Annotated in this window: 17 protein-coding genes; 15 read left to right on the top strand and 2 right to left on the bottom strand. The window is 72.2% G+C overall.

Annotated elements, in window-relative coordinates; all coding sequences use genetic code 11:
* The first annotated feature begins 33 nt into the window (after positions 1-33).
* From sufD to ADK41_RS21720, 10 genes are all read left to right on the top strand, one after another.
* Entirely contained in the window at positions 34-1,218 is a 1,185-nt protein-coding gene (sufD, locus tag ADK41_RS21765) for a Fe-S cluster assembly protein SufD (protein WP_030820940.1), read from the top strand.
* Entirely contained in the window at positions 1,215-1,532 is a 318-nt protein-coding gene (locus ADK41_RS21760) for a non-heme iron oxygenase ferredoxin subunit (RefSeq protein ID WP_030820944.1), read from the top strand. The genes sufD and ADK41_RS21760 overlap by 4 nt, the downstream gene beginning before the upstream one ends.
* Before the next feature lie 7 nt (positions 1,533-1,539).
* Complete coding sequence (gene sufC, locus ADK41_RS21755; protein ID WP_030820947.1) at positions 1,540-2,304, top strand: Fe-S cluster assembly ATPase SufC; 765 nt, start codon at positions 1,540-1,542, stop codon at positions 2,302-2,304.
* The gene (locus ADK41_RS21750) at positions 2,301-3,557 is read left to right on the top strand and encodes a cysteine desulfurase (RefSeq protein WP_030820950.1); all 1,257 of its coding nucleotides are present in this window, start codon (positions 2,301-2,303) and stop codon (positions 3,555-3,557) included. The genes sufC and ADK41_RS21750 overlap by 4 nt, the downstream gene beginning before the upstream one ends.
* Positions 3,558-3,568: 11 nt before the next feature.
* Positions 3,569-4,033, top strand: coding sequence for a Fe-S cluster assembly sulfur transfer protein SufU (gene sufU, locus ADK41_RS21745; protein ID WP_030820953.1), 465 nt, complete (start codon positions 3,569-3,571; stop codon positions 4,031-4,033).
* A complete protein-coding gene (locus ADK41_RS21740; RefSeq protein ID WP_030224563.1) occupies positions 4,030-4,362 on the top strand; it encodes a metal-sulfur cluster assembly factor in 333 nt (110 codons plus the stop codon). Before sufU ends, ADK41_RS21740 begins: the two co-directional genes overlap by 4 nt.
* A gap of 80 nt (positions 4,363-4,442) precedes the next feature.
* Positions 4,443-4,763, top strand: a complete 321-nt coding sequence (locus ADK41_RS21735) for a DMT family transporter (RefSeq protein WP_030820956.1) — start codon at positions 4,443-4,445, stop codon at positions 4,761-4,763.
* A 101-nt stretch (positions 4,764-4,864) separates the two neighbouring features.
* Positions 4,865-5,854, top strand: coding sequence for a 2,3,4,5-tetrahydropyridine-2,6-dicarboxylate N-succinyltransferase (dapD, locus tag ADK41_RS21730; protein WP_030820958.1), 990 nt, complete (start codon positions 4,865-4,867; stop codon positions 5,852-5,854).
* A gap of 421 nt (positions 5,855-6,275) precedes the next feature.
* Positions 6,276-6,836: a SigE family RNA polymerase sigma factor gene (locus ADK41_RS21725; protein WP_030820961.1), complete on the top strand. Its 561-nt coding sequence runs from the start codon at positions 6,276-6,278 to the stop codon at positions 6,834-6,836.
* Positions 6,833-8,056, top strand: a complete 1,224-nt coding sequence (locus tag ADK41_RS21720; protein WP_030820962.1) for a hypothetical protein — start codon at positions 6,833-6,835, stop codon at positions 8,054-8,056. Before ADK41_RS21725 ends, ADK41_RS21720 begins: the two co-directional genes overlap by 4 nt.
* Here the strand turns inward: ADK41_RS21720 and dapA are convergent.
* Entirely contained in the window at positions 8,053-8,940 is an 888-nt protein-coding gene (dapA, locus tag ADK41_RS21715) for a 4-hydroxy-tetrahydrodipicolinate synthase (protein WP_030820963.1), read from the bottom strand. The genes ADK41_RS21720 and dapA overlap by 4 nt on opposite strands.
* A gap of 131 nt (positions 8,941-9,071) precedes the next feature.
* Here dapA and ADK41_RS21710 point away from each other — a divergent pair, with 131 nt between their 5' ends.
* Together ADK41_RS21710 and ADK41_RS21705 are read left to right on the top strand one after the other, a co-directional pair.
* Positions 9,072-9,488 carry a phage holin family protein gene (locus ADK41_RS21710; RefSeq protein WP_030820964.1) on the top strand — a complete coding sequence of 139 codons (417 nt, stop codon included), beginning with the start codon at positions 9,072-9,074 and terminating at the stop codon, positions 9,486-9,488.
* Entirely contained in the window at positions 9,485-9,847 is a 363-nt protein-coding gene (locus ADK41_RS21705) for a DUF3618 domain-containing protein (protein WP_030820966.1), read from the top strand. The genes ADK41_RS21710 and ADK41_RS21705 overlap by 4 nt, the downstream gene beginning before the upstream one ends.
* A gap of 88 nt (positions 9,848-9,935) precedes the next feature.
* On the opposite strand, the gene ADK41_RS21700 is transcribed toward ADK41_RS21705, so the two are convergent.
* Entirely contained in the window at positions 9,936-11,759 is a 1,824-nt protein-coding gene (locus ADK41_RS21700) for an endonuclease/exonuclease/phosphatase family protein (RefSeq protein ID WP_030820968.1), read from the bottom strand.
* A gap of 183 nt (positions 11,760-11,942) precedes the next feature.
* On the opposite strand from ADK41_RS21700, the gene ADK41_RS21695 reads away from it, so the two are divergent.
* The 3 genes from ADK41_RS21695 (at position 11,943) to ADK41_RS21685 (ending at position 15,648) form a co-directional block, all read left to right on the top strand.
* Positions 11,943-13,379, top strand: a complete 1,437-nt coding sequence (locus tag ADK41_RS21695) for a hypothetical protein (RefSeq protein WP_030820970.1) — start codon at positions 11,943-11,945, stop codon at positions 13,377-13,379.
* Between the two features lie 145 nt (positions 13,380-13,524).
* On the top strand, positions 13,525-14,982 hold the full coding sequence (locus ADK41_RS21690; protein ID WP_030820972.1) for an alkaline phosphatase PhoX: 1,458 nt from the start codon (positions 13,525-13,527) through the stop codon (positions 14,980-14,982).
* Between the two features lie 111 nt (positions 14,983-15,093).
* Complete coding sequence (locus tag ADK41_RS21685; RefSeq protein ID WP_030820975.1) at positions 15,094-15,648, top strand: TetR/AcrR family transcriptional regulator; 555 nt, start codon at positions 15,094-15,096, stop codon at positions 15,646-15,648.
* The last annotated feature ends 32 nt before the right edge of the window (positions 15,649-15,680 follow it).

Genomic DNA, 15,680 nt, shown 5'->3' with positions numbered 1-15,680 from the left:
CTTACGCAAAGGAAAGCGAGCACTACGACAGCCATGGCTGAGGCTCAGAATATCCCGGTGGGCTCCACCACCGCCGGCTCGATCGCGGTCGCCGCGGAGTCGACCGTCGCCACCCGCATGAGCGCGCCTCCGTCCTTCGACGTGGCGGACTTCCCCGTCCCCCACGGCCGCGAGGAGGAGTGGCGGTTCACCCCGCTGGAGCGGCTGCGCGGTCTGCACGACGGCACCGCCACCGCCACCGGCGGGGGTCTCAAGGTCGCCGTCGAGGCGCCCGAGGGCGTCACCGTCGAGACCGTCGGCCGCGACGACGCGCGGATCGGCCGCGCCGGCATCCCGGTGGACCGCGTCGTCGCCCAGGCGTACTCCGCCTTCGAGCAGGCCTCGGTCGTGACCGTGCCGAAGGAGACCGTCCTCACCGAGCCGATCCGCATCGCGGTGCGGGGCGAGGGCGGCACCGCCTACGGCCACCAGGTGATCGAGCTCGGCGCCTTCGCCGAGGCGCTCGTGGTCATCGACCACACCGGTGACGCGGTGCTCGCCGCCAACGTCGAGTACGTGCTCGGCGACGGGGCCAAGCTGACCGTCGTCTCGGTCCAGGACTGGGACGACAAGGCGGTGCACGTCGCCCAGCACAGCGCCCTGGTCGGCCGCGACGCCTCCTTCAAGTCGGTCGTCGTCACCTTCGGCGGCGACGTCGTACGCCTCCACCCGCGCGTCGTCTACGCCGGCCCCGGCGGCGAGGCCGAGCTGTTCGGCCTGTACTTCACCGACGCCGGCCAGCACCAGGAGCACCGCCTCCTGGTCGACCACAACGTGCCGCACTGCACGTCCAACGTCGTCTACAAGGGCGCGCTCCAGGGCGTCGACGCGCACGCCGTGTGGATCGGCGACGTGCTCATCGAGGCCAAGGCCGAGGGCACCGACACCTACGAGATGAACCGCAACCTGGTCCTCACCGACGGCGCCCGCGTCGACTCCGTGCCCAACCTGGAGATCGAGACCGGCGAGATCGTCGGCGCCGGCCACGCCTCCGCGACCGGCCGCTTCGACGACGAGCAGCTGTTCTACCTGATGGCCCGCGGCATCCCCGAGCAGGACGCCCGCCGTCTGGTGGTCCGCGGCTTCTTCGCCGAGCTCGTGCAGCAGATCGGCGTCCCGGACATCGAGGAGCGCCTGATCGCCAAGATCGAGGAGGAGCTGGAGGCGGCGGTCGCATGACCTTCGTACGCGCCTGCGGGCTGAGCGAGCTGGAGGAGGACACCCCGAAGCGGGTGGAACTCGACGGCACGCCGGTCTCCCTCGTGCAGACCGGGGGGGAGGTGTTCGCGATCCACGACATCTGCTCGCACGCGAACGTCTCCCTCGCGGAGGGCGAGGTGGACGACTGCCACATCGAGTGCTGGCTGCACGGCTCGCGTTTCGACCTCCGTTCCGGCAAGCCCGACGCCCTTCCGGCGACGCGCCCCGTCCCCGTATACCCCGTAAAGATCGAAGGGGACGACGTGCTCGTCTCCCTCACCCAGGAGTCCTGAGGCACCCATGGCAACGCTTGAAATCCGAGACCTGCACGTCACCGTCGAGGCCGACAACGCCACGAAGGAGATCCTCAAGGGCGTCGACCTCACCGTGAAGCAGGGCGAGACGCACGCCATCATGGGCCCCAACGGCTCCGGCAAGTCGACCCTCGCCTACGCGCTCGCCGGTCACCCCAAGTACACCGTCTCCGGGGGCACCGTCACCCTCGACGGCGAGGACGTCCTGGAGATGTCCGTCGACGAGCGCGCCCGCGCCGGCCTCTTCCTCGCCATGCAGTACCCGGTCGAGGTCCCCGGCGTCTCCGTCTCCAACTTCCTGCGCACCTCCGCCACCGCCGTCCGCGGCGAGGCTCCCAAGCTGCGCACCTGGGTGAAGGAGGTCAAGGAGGCCATGGAGCGCCTCAACATGGACCCCGCCTTCGCCGAGCGCAACGTCAACGAGGGCTTCTCCGGCGGTGAGAAGAAGCGCCACGAGATCCTCCAGCTCGAACTGCTCAAGCCGAAGGTCGCGATCCTCGACGAGACCGACTCCGGCCTGGACGTCGACGCCCTGCGCATCGTCTCCGAGGGCGTCAACCGCGTCCGCGAGTCCGGTGAGGTCGGCACCCTGCTGATCACGCACTACACGCGCATCCTGCGCTACATCAAGCCCGACCACGTGCACGTGTTCGCCGGCGGCCGCATCGTCGAGTCCGGCGGCGCCGAGCTCGCGGACAAGCTGGAGAACGAGGGCTACGAGGCATACGTGAAGGGTGGCGCATCCGAGTGACACAGCTGCCGGGCCTCCTCGACACCGAGGCGATCCGCAAGGACTTCCCCATCCTGGACCGCCAGGTCCACGACGGCCGGAAGCTCGTGTACCTGGACAACGCGGCGACCTCGCAGAAGCCGCGTCAGGTGCTGGACGCCCTGAGCGAGTACTACGAGCGCTACAACGCCAACGTCCACCGCGGTGTGCATGTGCTCGCCGAGGAGGCCACGGCGCTGTACGAGGGCGCGCGCGACAAGGTCGCGGAGTTCGTCAACGCCCCCTCGCGCGACGAGGTGATCTTCACCAAGAACGCCTCCGAGTCGCTCAACCTCGTGGCGAACATGCTCGGCTGGGCCGACGAGCCCTACCGGGTGGACCACGAGACCGAGATCGTCATCACGGAGATGGAGCACCACTCCAACATCGTGCCGTGGCAGCTGCTCGCGCAGCGCACGGGCGCCAAGCTGAAGTGGTTCGGGCTGACCGACGACGGCCGGCTCGACCTCTCCCGCATCGACGAGGTCATCACCGAGAAGACGAAGATCGTCTCCTTCGTGCTGGTCTCCAACATCCTGGGCACGGTCAACCCGGTCGAGGCGATCGTGCGCCGCGCCCAGGAGGTCGGCGCCCTGGTGTGCGTCGACGCCTCCCAGGCCGCGCCGCACATGCCGCTGGACGTCCAGGCCCTCCAGGCCGACTTCGTGGCCTTCACCGGTCACAAGATGTGCGGCCCGACCGGCATAGGCGTGCTCTGGGGCCGCCAGGAACTGCTGGAGGACCTGCCCCCGTTCCTCGGCGGCGGCGAGATGATCGAGACCGTCTCGATGAGCTCGTCGACCTATGCGCCGGCCCCGCACAAGTTCGAGGCGGGCACCCCGCCGATCGCCCAGGCGGTCGGTCTCGGCGCGGCGATCGACTACCTGTCGGCCATCGGCATGGACAAGGTCCTCGCCCACGAGCACGCCATCACCGAGTACGCGGTCAAGCGCCTGGCCGAGGTCCCGGACCTGCGCATCATCGGCCCCGCCACGGCCGAGGACCGGGGAGCGGCGATCTCGTTCACGCTCGGCGACATCCACCCGCACGACGTGGGCCAGGTCCTCGACGAACAGGGCATCGCGGTACGCGTGGGCCATCACTGCGCCCGCCCCGTCTGCCTGCGGTACGGAATTCCTGCGACCACGCGGGCGTCGTTCTATCTGTACTCCACACCGGCCGAGATCGACGCACTGGTCGACGGCCTGGAGCACGTACGGAACTTCTTCGGATGAGGGGCTGAGGCGTGAAGCTGGACTCCATGTACCAGGACGTCATCCTGGACCACTACAAGAACCCGCACGGGCGGGGCTTGCGGGACGGGGACGCCGAGGTGCACCACGTCAACCCGACGTGCGGCGACGAGATCACGCTCCGCGTGAAGTACGACGGTACGACGATCAGCGACGTCAGCTACGAGGGGCAGGGCTGTTCCATCAGCCAGGCCTCCGCCTCCGTGCTGAACGACCTGCTGGTCGGCAAGGACCTCGCCGAGGCGCAGCGGATCCAGGGGACCTTCCTGGAGCTGATGCAGTCCAAGGGGAAGATCGAGCCGGACGACGCGATGGAGGAGATCCTGGAGGACGCGGTCGCGTTCGCCGGGGTGTCCAAGTACCCGGCCCGGGTGAAGTGCGCCCTCCTCAGCTGGATGGCGTGGAAGGACGCGACGGCCCAGGCGCTGGGCGCCGACGCCGAAAGGACAACGGCATGAGCGAGACCCTGGAGATGAAGCCGGCCTCGGAGGAGGAGCTCCGCGAGGCCCTGATGGACGTCGTCGACCCCGAGCTGGGCATCGACGTCGTCAACCTGGGCCTGATCTACGGCATCCACGTCGACGACTCCAATGTGGCGACCGTGGACATGACCCTGACCTCCGCGGCCTGTCCGCTGACGGACGTCATCGAGGACCAGGCCAAGTCCGCCACGGACGGCCTGGTCAGCGAGTTGCGCATCAACTGGGTCTGGATGCCGCCGTGGGGCCCCGACAAGATCACGGACGACGGCCGTGAGCAGCTGCGGGCGCTGGGCTTCAACGTCTGAGCGAACGGCGGACCGAGCGGCCCCCCGCGTACCGCGGGGGGCCGCTTCGCGTGTGGTCCTGCCTGGCTACGATCGCCGTCATGGGGTACGCACTGCTCGCCGGAGCCATCGCAGCGGAAGTGGTCGGCACGACCGCCATGAAGTACAGCGAGGGGTTCACCCGGCTGTGGCCCTCGGTCGTCACCGTCGCCGGATACCTGGTGGCCTTCGCGCTGCTCGCGCAGACCCTGAGGACCGTGTCGGTCGGAACGGCGTACGCCATCTGGTCGGGGGCCGGGACGGCCGCCATCGCGGTGATCGGCACGATGTTCCTGGGCGAGGGGCTCACCGTCGCCAAGGCCGGTGGCATCGCGCTGATCATCGCCGGAGTGGTGGTGCTCAACCTGGGCGGGGCGCACTGACCGGCGCCGGCCGGCGGGGCGTGCCGCCCGCGCGGACCGTACGCCGAGACGCGGTCCGCACCGGTTCGCGTCCCCGGCCACCGGTTGGTTAGGTTGCCCTCATGACCGACACGACTGCTCACAGCACCTCCGGCGCGGTGGCCGCCGGCCTCGCCACCATCGCCGCCGACGGCACCGTTCTCGACACCTGGTTCCCCGCCCCCGTACTGGCCGACGAGCCCGGCCCGTCCGGCACCGAGCGGCTCTCCGCCGAGCAGGCCGCGGAACTCCTGGGCGGCGGCGCCACCGCGGCGGCCGGTCCGGACGCCCGCCGGGGCGTCGAGGTGGTCGCGGTCCGCACGGTCATCTCGTCGCTGGCCGAGAAGCCGGTCGACGCGCACGACGTCTACCTGCGCCTCCACCTGCTCTCGCACCGCCTGGTCCAGCCGCACGGCCAGAACCTGGACGGCGTCTTCGGCCACCTCGCCAACGTCGCCTGGACCTCCCTCGGCCCGGTCGCCGTGGACGACCTCGAGAAGGTGCGGCTCAACGCCCGCGCCGAGGGCCTGCACCTGGCCGTGACCTCCGTCGACAAGTTCCCCCGCATGACGGACTACGTCGCCCCCAAGGGCGTCCGCATCGCCGACGCCGACCGGGTACGGCTCGGCGCGCACCTCGCCGAGGGCACCACCGTCATGCACGAGGGCTTCGTCAACTTCAACGCCGGCACGCTGGGCACGTCGATGGTCGAGGGCCGTGTCTCGGCCGGTGTCGTCATCGGCGACGGCTCGGACATCGGCGGCGGCGCCTCCACCATGGGCACGCTGTCCGGCGGCGGCAACGTGCGCATCACCATCGGCGAGCGCTGCCTGGTCGGCGCCGAGGCGGGCGTCGGCATCGCCCTCGGCGACGAGTGCGTGGTCGAGGCGGGCCTCTACGTCACCGCGGGCACCCGCGTCACCATGCCCGACGGGCAGGTCGTCAAGGCCCGTGAACTGTCCGGCGCCTCCCACATCCTGTTCCGCCGCAACTCCGTCACCGGCGCGGTCGAGGCCCGCCCGAACAACGCGGTCTGGGGCGGCCTGAACGAGATCCTGCACAGCCACAACTGAGCCGGGCGTCACGCGCCCGTCCGTTCCCGTACGGGTCGCTCCCCGTGACTTCGGGGTCGTTTCGGCGGATGAACGGGCGATGGCGAACGAGTGGGTGCGGGGCGCGGTCCGCTGCGCGGTCGGAGTGATGGGGGTGGTGGCCGTGCTGATGCCGTGCGGCACACCGGCCGGTTCCGCCCACGCGGACGAGACCGACACGGCCTCCCACGACGGTCACCGCGTCGGGCCGGGCAACGCCGACGCCGGTCGGGCCGACGCCCCCGCGCAGGACGTACGGGAACACCTCCTGCCGTTCGGGGACCGGCCCGCCTGTTTTTTCGTGTTTCCGCTGTGCGGTGGCATAGCGAGGGGGGCCCGCGCGCGTCCACAGGGGTGCGGGGAGCGGACACAGGGCCCGTTCCCGGGGGAAGAGAAGGTGACGATGGATGCCGAGGCACAGGAGAGTTTCCGGGAGTTCGTGGCGAACCGGTCGTCCGCACTGCTGAAGACCGCGGTCCTGCTGAGCGGCGGCGACCGGCACGCGGGCGAGGACCTGCTGCAGAACGCGCTGATCAAGGCGGCGGGCCGCTGGCACCGCATCGACGAACCCGAGGCGTACGTACGGCAGATCCTCTACCGGCAGCAGATCAGCCGCTGGCGGCTGAAGCGGCGCGGACGCGAACTCAGCGTGGCCGAACCGCCGGAACCCGGTGCCGGCGGGGACGCCGCCTCGGCCGACGCGGAGCTGCGCCTGCTGATGCGGGGCGCGCTGGCCCGGCTGACCGCGCGCCAGCGCACCATGCTGGTGCTGCGCTACTTCGAGGACCTCCCCGAGGCCGAGGTGGCCCGCGTCCTGGGCTGCTCGGTGGGCACCGTACGGTCCACCACCCATCGTTCCCTGGCCCGGCTGCGTGCCCTCGCGCCCGAACTGCGCTCCCTCGGCCCGTCCGAGGATGGGCGACGGCCGTCCCGTGACTACCCGCCCGTGGAGGTGCGGTCGTGAACGTCGACGAACTCGTGCGTGACGCGTTGCGTGAACAGGCGGTCGAACTGACCGCGCCCGGACCGGGGTTCGCCGACCGGGTGCTGGCGGTGCGGCGGCGGCGCCGTGTCCGCGGGCTGGTCGCCGTGGCCGCCGCCATGACGGCCGTCGTCGCGGTCGCCGTCGGCGTGCCGCTGCCGGACAGCGGGAAGGAGGACGTCCGTCCCGCTTCCGTCCTGGACGGGAACGATGTCCTCGCGCACCCGGACCAGTCGCCGCCGCGCGATCTGATCGCGGCCGGCCGGTCCGTGCTGGCCGCCTACTACACGGCGGAACCCGTGACCCGGTCGGACGACGAAGCCGTGCTGACCCGCACCTACCGGTTGCTCGACCCGGAGACCGGGACGTACGAGAAGGACGACCGGTGGTCGTTCGTCGCCGTGGCGCCCGGTGCGCGGACCGCGGCCGTACTGGAGCGGGAACTGCCCGCCCGGCGGATCGGCATCCTCGACCTGGCCACGGGCCGGGTCGACCGGTGGATCACCGTCGACCGCGGAGTCGGCGGCCTCGCCTACGCGCACGACGGGACCAGGCTCGTCGCCACGACCTACGGTGAGCACCCCGATCTGATGGAGCGGATGAAGAGCTCCTCCGGGGCCGTGGCCTGGGTGCCGCAGTTCGGCGGCCACTCGTCCCGGAGCGGCTTCTACGTCCTGGACGTGGCCGACGGCCGGGGCGACTGGAGCCCGGTCGCGGACCGCCGGGACATCAACGGGCGGCAGGACTTCGCGTTCTCCCGGGACGGCCGGCTCGTGTACTCGCAGGTCATCGGGGGCAAGGACGGACTGCAGCAGTTCCACGACCTCGACGGGGACACGGTTCCCGCGCCCGCGAACGAACGGCACCTGCGGTCCGACGTCTCCGCGCGGCTGTCCCCCGACGGCAAGCTGGCCGCGCTCGGTCTGACGGCCGAGGCCAAGGACACGTCCTGGTCCGGGATCCGCGATCCGTACACGGGCGAGGAGGTCGCCCGGGTGCGCGGGGCGCACCTGCTCGCCTGGGTGGACGACCGGCGGCTCATCGCCTGGGAACGGGCCCCCGGGCCGGGGGAGTACCGGCCGCGGCTGGTGCTGGTCGCCATCGGCAGCGAGAAGGTCGTGCCGCTCAGCGGGGTGCGTGAGCCGGACGAGGCGTTCGAGACGGTGGAGTGGGAGCCGGTCTTCGTCGAGCGCCGTTCCTAGCCGGTCCCGGTCAGGTCCTCGTGCACCGCCCTGAGCCCGTCGGCCGTGTGCCGGCCGGCGGGCCTCAGCGGTGGGCGGAGCGGGCCCGCGGGGAGGTTCAGGGCGGTGAGGAGGGCCTTCGCGGTGACCGCGCCGGGGAGGCCGTTCGCCGTCATCGCCTCGATGAGGGGGGTCGCCCGCTGCTGGAGGTGCGCCGCCCGGGCGGTGTCGCCCGCGTCGAAGGCGTCCAGGACGGCGCGGATGTGGGCCGGGACCACGTTGGCGACCGTGCTGACGCAGCCGGCGGCGCCCACCGCGTAGAGGGCCAGGTTGTGTTCGTCGCAGCCCGCGTAGTACGCGAGGCCGGTGCGGGACATGACCCTCTGGGCGGCCAGGAAGTCGTACGAGCAGTCCTTGACCGCCCGGACGCGGGGGTGCTCCGCCAGGCGCAGAAGGGTGTCCGGTGCGATCCGGACTCCGGTGCGGGACGGGATGTCGTACAGGACCAGGGGGAGGGCCGTGGCCTTCGCGACGTCGAGGAAGTGGGCCTCGACCGCGTCCTGCGGGGGTCTGCTGTAGTACGGGGCCGTCACGAGGAGGGCGTCCGCGCCGGCCTTCTCCGCCCCGCGGGCCAGTTCCGCGGTGTGGGCGGTGTCGGGAGTGCCGACGCCGGCGACGATCGTCGCCCGGGTGCCGACGGCCTCGCGCACCGCCTCGACGAGGGACGACTTCTCCGCGTCGGTGGTGGTGGGGGACTCGCCCGTCGTCCCCGAGAGGACCAGGCCGTCGCAGCCCTGGGCGACCAGGTGGTCGGCCAGGTGCTGGGCGCCGTCCAGGTCGAGGGCGCCGGCGGGGGTGAACGGGGTGATCATCGCGCACAGGGTGCGGCCGAGGGGTGGGGTCATGGGGGTAGTGTTTGCCGACGGCTCGTGAAGTTCTACTTAAATGTAGTGTCCGGTATGGGTAAGCGTTGCTTTATGGATAACGCCGGGACGGTGGGGGTACTCGGGTGCTCCGACAGGAGAGGAGGCGCATCGTGACCGGAACCATCGAGCGACGGCCGGTTCGCGACGAGCACAGCGTGGGTGAGCTCGTCGGACAGGCCACCGAACAGATCTCCCGGCTCGCACGCCAGGAAGTGGCGCTCGCCAAGGAGGAACTGGCGGAGAAGGGGCGTCGCGCGGGGCGCGGCGGCGGGATGCTGGGTGCGGCGGGGGCGTTCGGCTATGCGGGACTGCTCGCGCTGGCCGGCACGGTCGTCGCCGCGCTGGACCTGGTGCTGCCGCTGTGGGCGGCGGCGCTCATCGTCACGGGACTGCTGTTCGCCATCGCCGGTGTGCTCGCTCTTGCCGGTCGCGGGCAGTTGCGCCGGGCCACGCCGCCCAAGCCCGAACGGACCATGGGCAGCGTGAAGGCCGATGTCGAGGAGATCAAGGAAAGGGCGCACCGATGACGCACGACGTGAGGCGCGCGGGGTCCCCGGCGGGGGCCCACGTGGACCCGGACGCGGAGGCCGCGGCGACGGGGCGGGGGGCCAAGGGGCCGGACGAGCTGCGGCGGCAGATCGAGCGGACGCGTCACGAACTCGGCGACACCGTCGAGGAGCTGGCCGGGAAGATGGACGTCAAGGGGAGGGCGCGGGCGAAGGCCGAGGACCTGCGGGACCGGGCCGGGGCGATGACCGTGCAGATGCGGAGCAGTGCGGCGCACGCCGGGAAGGCCGGGGCGCGGTACCGCAAGCCGGCGGCGATCGCCGGCGCGGTGATCGCGCTCGTCACGGGTGCGGTGATGGTGCGGCGCCACCGCTGTTGAGGCGGCGGGCCCGTGGCGCGGGCCCGCCCGAGGGGACGGCGCGGGGGCACCCCCGCGCCGTCCCCTCGTCGCCGTGGGCGGCCGTTCGTCACGGCCGGAAGCGGAGCACCTGCGGGTCGTGGTCGCTGATCTGGTCGTGGAACTCCGCGTTGATGTGCACGCTGTCGTACGTGAAGGCGCCGCGGCGGATGGACGGACTGATCAGGATCTGGTCCAGGACCTGGCTGTCGCCCTGGTAGACGTACGAGTAACGCTCGGACCGGGGAAGGGACTTGATCGCCGACCAGAGGGCGCCCCGGCCCTCGAGGAGTTCGGTCGTCCTGGAGAACTCGAAGTCGTTGATGTCGCCCAGGGCCACCACGTCGGCGTTCTTCTGGGTCTTGAGGATCTTCGCCGTGAAGTCGTGGACCGCCTCGGCCTGGAGGTGGCGCTGGGTCTCCGAGCTGCGGGACGGGGGCTGGTACTGGGAGGTCAGGCCCTGGTCGCCGCCCTTCGACGCGAAGTGGTTGGCGATGACGATGACCGTGCGGCCCCGGAAGGCGAACTCGCCCGCGAGCGGCTTGCGGCTGTCGTCGAAGGCCTCGGACGTCGGGTCGACGCGACCGGGGGAGAGGGTCAGGGCCGCCTTGCCGCGGATCTTCGTGACACCGGTGGCCGTGGTGGCGTCGCCGCCCGGACGGTCGGTGAACGAGACGCGTGCGGGGTTGAAGAGGAAGGCCTGGCGGATGTTGCCGCCCGGCTGGCCGCCGTCCTGCTTGTCGGCGGGGTCGACGGAGCGCCAGTCGTAGCGGGGGCCGCCCGCCGCCTCGACGGCGTCGATCAGCGCGGTCATCGTCCGGTCGGCGGCGACCGTGCCGTCGTCGACGGCGCCGTTGTTGTCCTGGATCTCCTCCAGGGACACGATGTCGGGGGACTTGAGGTTGTCCACGATCGCGGCGGCGTGGGCGGCGAAGGTGTCGTCCGAGGGGTCGAGGTTCTCGACGTTGTAGGTCGCGATCGCCAGTTCGGTGGAGCGCTGGGCGCGGGTGGTCTCGCGCCGGAGGTCCGCGGAGGCGAGGGCGCCCAGCTCGTCGGCCACGAGGGTGTAGCCGCCGAACTGGTTGTAGTCCAGGGGGCCCGTGGTCTTCCCGGCGAGGGTGTCGCCGACGTTCGCGTCGGGGAAGTCGGACGCCTTGCCCAGGGACTGGATCTGGAGGCGGCCGGTGTTCCGGGCGTCGTAGGAGCCGTAGACCGTGCCGCCCCGGTGGTTGCGGTGCTCGTGGGGCTTCACCGTGACCCAGAGTTCGGTGTACGGGTCGGTGGCGCCCACCACGCGGGCGTCGGAGACCTGGACGTTCATGCCCTCCAGGGACTCGTACAGGTCCAGGGCGTACTGCGTGGGGCGCAGGGGCAGCGCGTTGATCGAGCCGTTCGCCGCCGGGTCGCCCGCGGGGGCGTACGCGGCGGGGACGGAGCGCGCGGTGACGGCCGTGGGGGCGGGCAGCGGGTTGCCGCTCGAGGTGACCGTGAAGGTGGGGCGGACGATCTCCGTCAGGGACTGGTTGCCCGAGGAGGCGCCTCCCGGGACGTACTCCGAGACCGTGCCCGAGACCGTGACGGCGTCGCCCACCGCGACCCCCTTGGGGGTGGAGCTCGTGAAGACGAAGACGCCCTCGCTGGTGGCCGGGTCGGCGTCCGGGGCGGGGTCCTGGATCCAGAAGCCGCGGGACGAGCCGTAGGTGCGGACGCCGGTGACGATGCCGGTCACACCGGTGACCTGTTCGCCGGCCAGCGGCGAGGTGCGGGTGTCGCCCTGGACGTCATGGATGCGCACCGTGTCGGCGTGCGCGGGGGACGTGAGGACGACGGCGGATGCCGCGGAGCATGCGGCGGCGACGGTGAGCGCGGCGAGACGCGCGGACTTTCTCGGCAACGGATTCCCTCCGGAACGTGTGACCCACCCTCTTCTACGCGCGTCAATCTCCTGTCGGACCAGGTCACTTGTCAAGGTTTCGGCCAGGTACGGCCGCTGACGGGGAGATGAAGCGGGCGGCATGGGTGGAAATCCGTCTAGGCTGAGCGGCCGAGTGGTTAACGGCCCTAGGAGAAACAGCCGATGTCAGACAGCTCCATCCTGCCGCCTGCGCGGCTGCGTCCCGAAGCGGAGCTGGCGCGCGACGCCCTGTCCACCCCCCTGCTCTCCCGGGCTGCCGGGCTCGCCCGCTGGGCCGGGCCGGACACCCGGGTCGACGCCGGCGCCGGGCTCGTCGACGAACAGCTGCCGGCGGCCGCCGCGGAGCTGGGCCTGACCGGGGAGGACGCCGCGGCCGACGCCAGTGAGGCCTGGCGCGTCGCCGTGGACGCCGGACTCGTCGAGGTGGTCGACGAGGAGGAGGGGACCGTCGCCGCGGGGGACGGTCTGGCGCTGCTCACCGGCGGATCGCCGCGGGACGTGCTCGGGGTGTGGCGCGCGGCCCTGGAGACGGTGCTCGGCGACGCGAGCGTTCCCGACCTGGGCGGGCTGGTCGACGCCATCGCCGAGGGGGAGGGGTCCGGGGAGATCGATCTCGACGCGCTGGACTGGGATCCGGAGGCCGAGGCGGAGTTCCTGGACGGGGTGCTCGGCAACCTCTACCTGCTGACCGCGGGCGGCGAGGGCGCCGACGACGCGATGGTGCCGTTGCCCGCGCTGGCCGCGTCGGTGATCGTGCCCGGTGACATGACCGAGCCCACCGACGACGTCCTGGAGCAGGTGTCCGACGCCATGATGCGGCTGGACGACCAGTTCCGGATGCTGGAGCCGGTCGGACTCGTGGAGTACCGGCCGGTGGACGAGGCGCTGATGGCCGACGCCGACGAGGAGCCCGCCGCGCCGGTCGACGACACCGACGTCTCCCGGTACGGCATGGTCCGGCTGACCCCGCTCGGACTGTACGGACTGCGCGCCCGGCTGCTGGAGGCCGGATTCGAGGCGCCGGCCGTGGGCGACCTCGTGGACAAGGGCGCGGACGCGCTGCTCGACGGCACGGCCGCCTTCCCGCCGGCCGCCGCCCACGCGGAGACCGAGCAGTGGCTGCACCGGCGTGATCCGCTCCGGGCCGCGCGCGAGTTGCTGGCCGCGGCACGCGGGGCGGACCAGGGCGCGCCGCTGCGGCGGCTGCGGTGCCAGCAGGCGCTGTCGCTGGTCGGCACGGCGGCGGAGCCCGCGCTGCGGGAGGTGCTGGACGATCCCGAACTCGGCGGGCTGGCCCGGGTGTGGCTGGCCGAGCACGGGGTGAGCGACGTGCCGCCGCCGTCCGAGGCCCTGATCTTCTGGCTGACCGTCGACACGGTCGCCGCCCAGCTCGCCGCCGAGGGCAACTCCGAGGAGCTGCGCTCCCTGGTGGAGGGACTCGCACGGCAGCACAGCGGCTTCTTCGACACGGCCTGGCGGGTGGAGCACCCGGCCACCGCGGACGTGCTGGAGGCCATGGGGCGGCTGCACCCCGACAAGCGGATCGCCAAGGAAGCGCGGAAGGCCGCGTTCAAGGCGCGGTCGCAGCACGGGGGCTGAGCTCCGCGGCGGGACCCGCGCGGTTCACGGAAGGGAGAACTCCCGTGACCCTCGGTGTTCAGCCGGCGTTCAGGCGCGGGCGGGAGCGTGGCGGGCGCACGGGGTTCGCCACCCTCCACGGCCCAGCCACGTCACAGGAGACAGCATGTCGCTCACCCGCAGGGACTTCGCCAGAACGTCCGCGATCGCCGGCGCCGGTGTCGCGCTGGCGGGCAGTGTGGCCGCCCTCGCCTCCGCACCCCACGCCCTCGCGACCGCCGACACCGAGAGCGCGGACGAAGGGCACGGGGAAGCGGCCGGACGGCACGGCGGGGTCGGGTACGGACCGCTCGTCGCGGACCCGGACGGCATCCTCGCCCTGCCCGCCGGGTTCACCTACCGCGTGCTCACCCACAGCGGCAGGACCCGCCTGGAATCCGGCGAGTTCACGCCCGCCGACCACGACGGAACGGCCGCCTTCCCCGGACCGCGCGGCAGCACCCTCCTGGTCAACAACCACGAGATGGACGGCCCGCGCGACGAACGGGAGTTCCCCGTCCCGCTCGTCGAGGGCCTGGTCTACGACCCGGCCGCGCCCGGCGGCTGCACGGTGGTCGAGGTGCGCCCCGACGGCGGCGTCGCCGAGTGGGTCGGCATCGCCGGCACCGCCCAGAACTGCGCGGGCGGCACCACCCCGTGGGGCACCTGGCTCACCTGCGAGGAGAACTCCGACCGGGCCGGCGAGAACGGCATGACCAAGGACCACGGCTACGTCTTCGAGGTCGACCCCGCCGACCGGCGCGCCAACCGCGACCCCAAGCCGCTGAAGTTCTTCGGGCGTTACGACCACGAGGCCGTCGTCATCGACTCCAAGCGCGGCCACGCCTACCTCACCGAGGACGCCGACGAGCCCAACGGCCTGTTCTACCGCTGGACCCCGCCGGAGGGCTTCCGCTACGGCCCCGGCACGCTCCGCACCCTCGCCGACGACGCCGGCGTCCTCCAGGCGCCCAAGTGCTACGACTCCGGCGGCCGGTACGTCGACGACCTCTCCCGCGCCACGAGGACCGGCACGGTGTACGGCGTCGACTGGGTGGACGTGCCCGACCGCGACGCGCGGACCGTCGCCGTGCGCGAGCAGTTCGCGGCCGGCGAGGTCACCCGCGCCCGCAAGCTGGAGGGCATGTGGTGGGGCGACGGCGGGGCGTACATCGTCTCCTCGTACGCCCGCGAGGAGAGCCCCGTCCGGCACGACGGCCAGGTCTGGTTCTACGACCCCAGGCGCCGCACGCTGACCCTGAAGGTCCTGCTCGGCGTCGACCGGGACCCGTCGGGGGACGGCTCCTTCGACGGCCCGGACAACATCACCGTCTCGCCGTACGGCGGCCTGATCATCGCCGAGGACGGCGAGGGCGCGCAGCACCTGTTCGGAGCCACCGACAGCGGGCGCACCTACCCCATCGCCCGCAACGAACTCAACATCGGCACCGAGGAGGAGCCGGAGTTCAGCGAATTCACCGGCGTCACCTTCTCGCCCGACGGCAGGACCCTCTACGCCAACATCCAGGAACCGGGCATCATGCTGGCCATCACCGGGCCGTGGAAGCGGCACAAGCGCCGGTGACCGATGTGCTCGCCCGGACCCCGGCCCGGTGAGGGGCCGCCGCGGTCCGGGGCCCTCCCCGTTCCCCGCTCGGTAGGGTACGGGGAGGGTTCCCGGGGTGAGGAGTGGGTGGTGGCGCAGGTCAGGTCCATGCGCGCGGACGCCCGCCGCAATCGCGAGCTGTTGCTCGAGGCCGCGGTGGAGGCGTTCGCCGCGCACGGCGAGGGCGCCTCGCTCGACGACATCGCCAAGCGGGCGGGTGTCGGGTCCGGCACGCTCTACCGGCACTTCCCGACCCGTCGGGCGCTGCTGGAGGCCGCGTACGTCGACCGCATCGAGTCGCTCGCGGCGCGGGCCGCCGAACTGGCCGAGCGGCTGCCGCCGGGCGAGGCGCTGGTGGAGTGGCTGAACGAACTCGGCGCCGGGATGCTCCGGATCCGGGGGCTGCGGGCGCTGCTGGGCGCCGCCGTCGGTGACGGCGGCACGCGGTGCTGCGATCCGCTGACGAGCGCGGTGGACCGGCTGGTCGGGGCGGCGCGGGAGGCGGGCGTGCTGCGGCGCGACGTCGAGCCCGTCGACGTGCTGCGGCTGGCCCACGGGGTCGCGACGGCCTCGGAGCTGGCGGGCGGGGAGGGCACGCAGATCCGCCGGTACCTGGGGTTGCTGATGGAGGGGCTGCGGGCGTAGCCGTCAATCCGGGCGCCCCCTGGCCACGGGGG

The sequence above is a fragment of the Streptomyces caelestis genome, from assembly GCF_001279005.1.
In the GTDB taxonomy this organism is placed as follows: domain Bacteria; phylum Actinomycetota; class Actinomycetes; order Streptomycetales; family Streptomycetaceae; genus Streptomyces; species Streptomyces heliomycini.
Note: the sequence above shows the minus strand (reverse complement) of the source record. Positions and strands in the feature narration are given on the sequence as shown.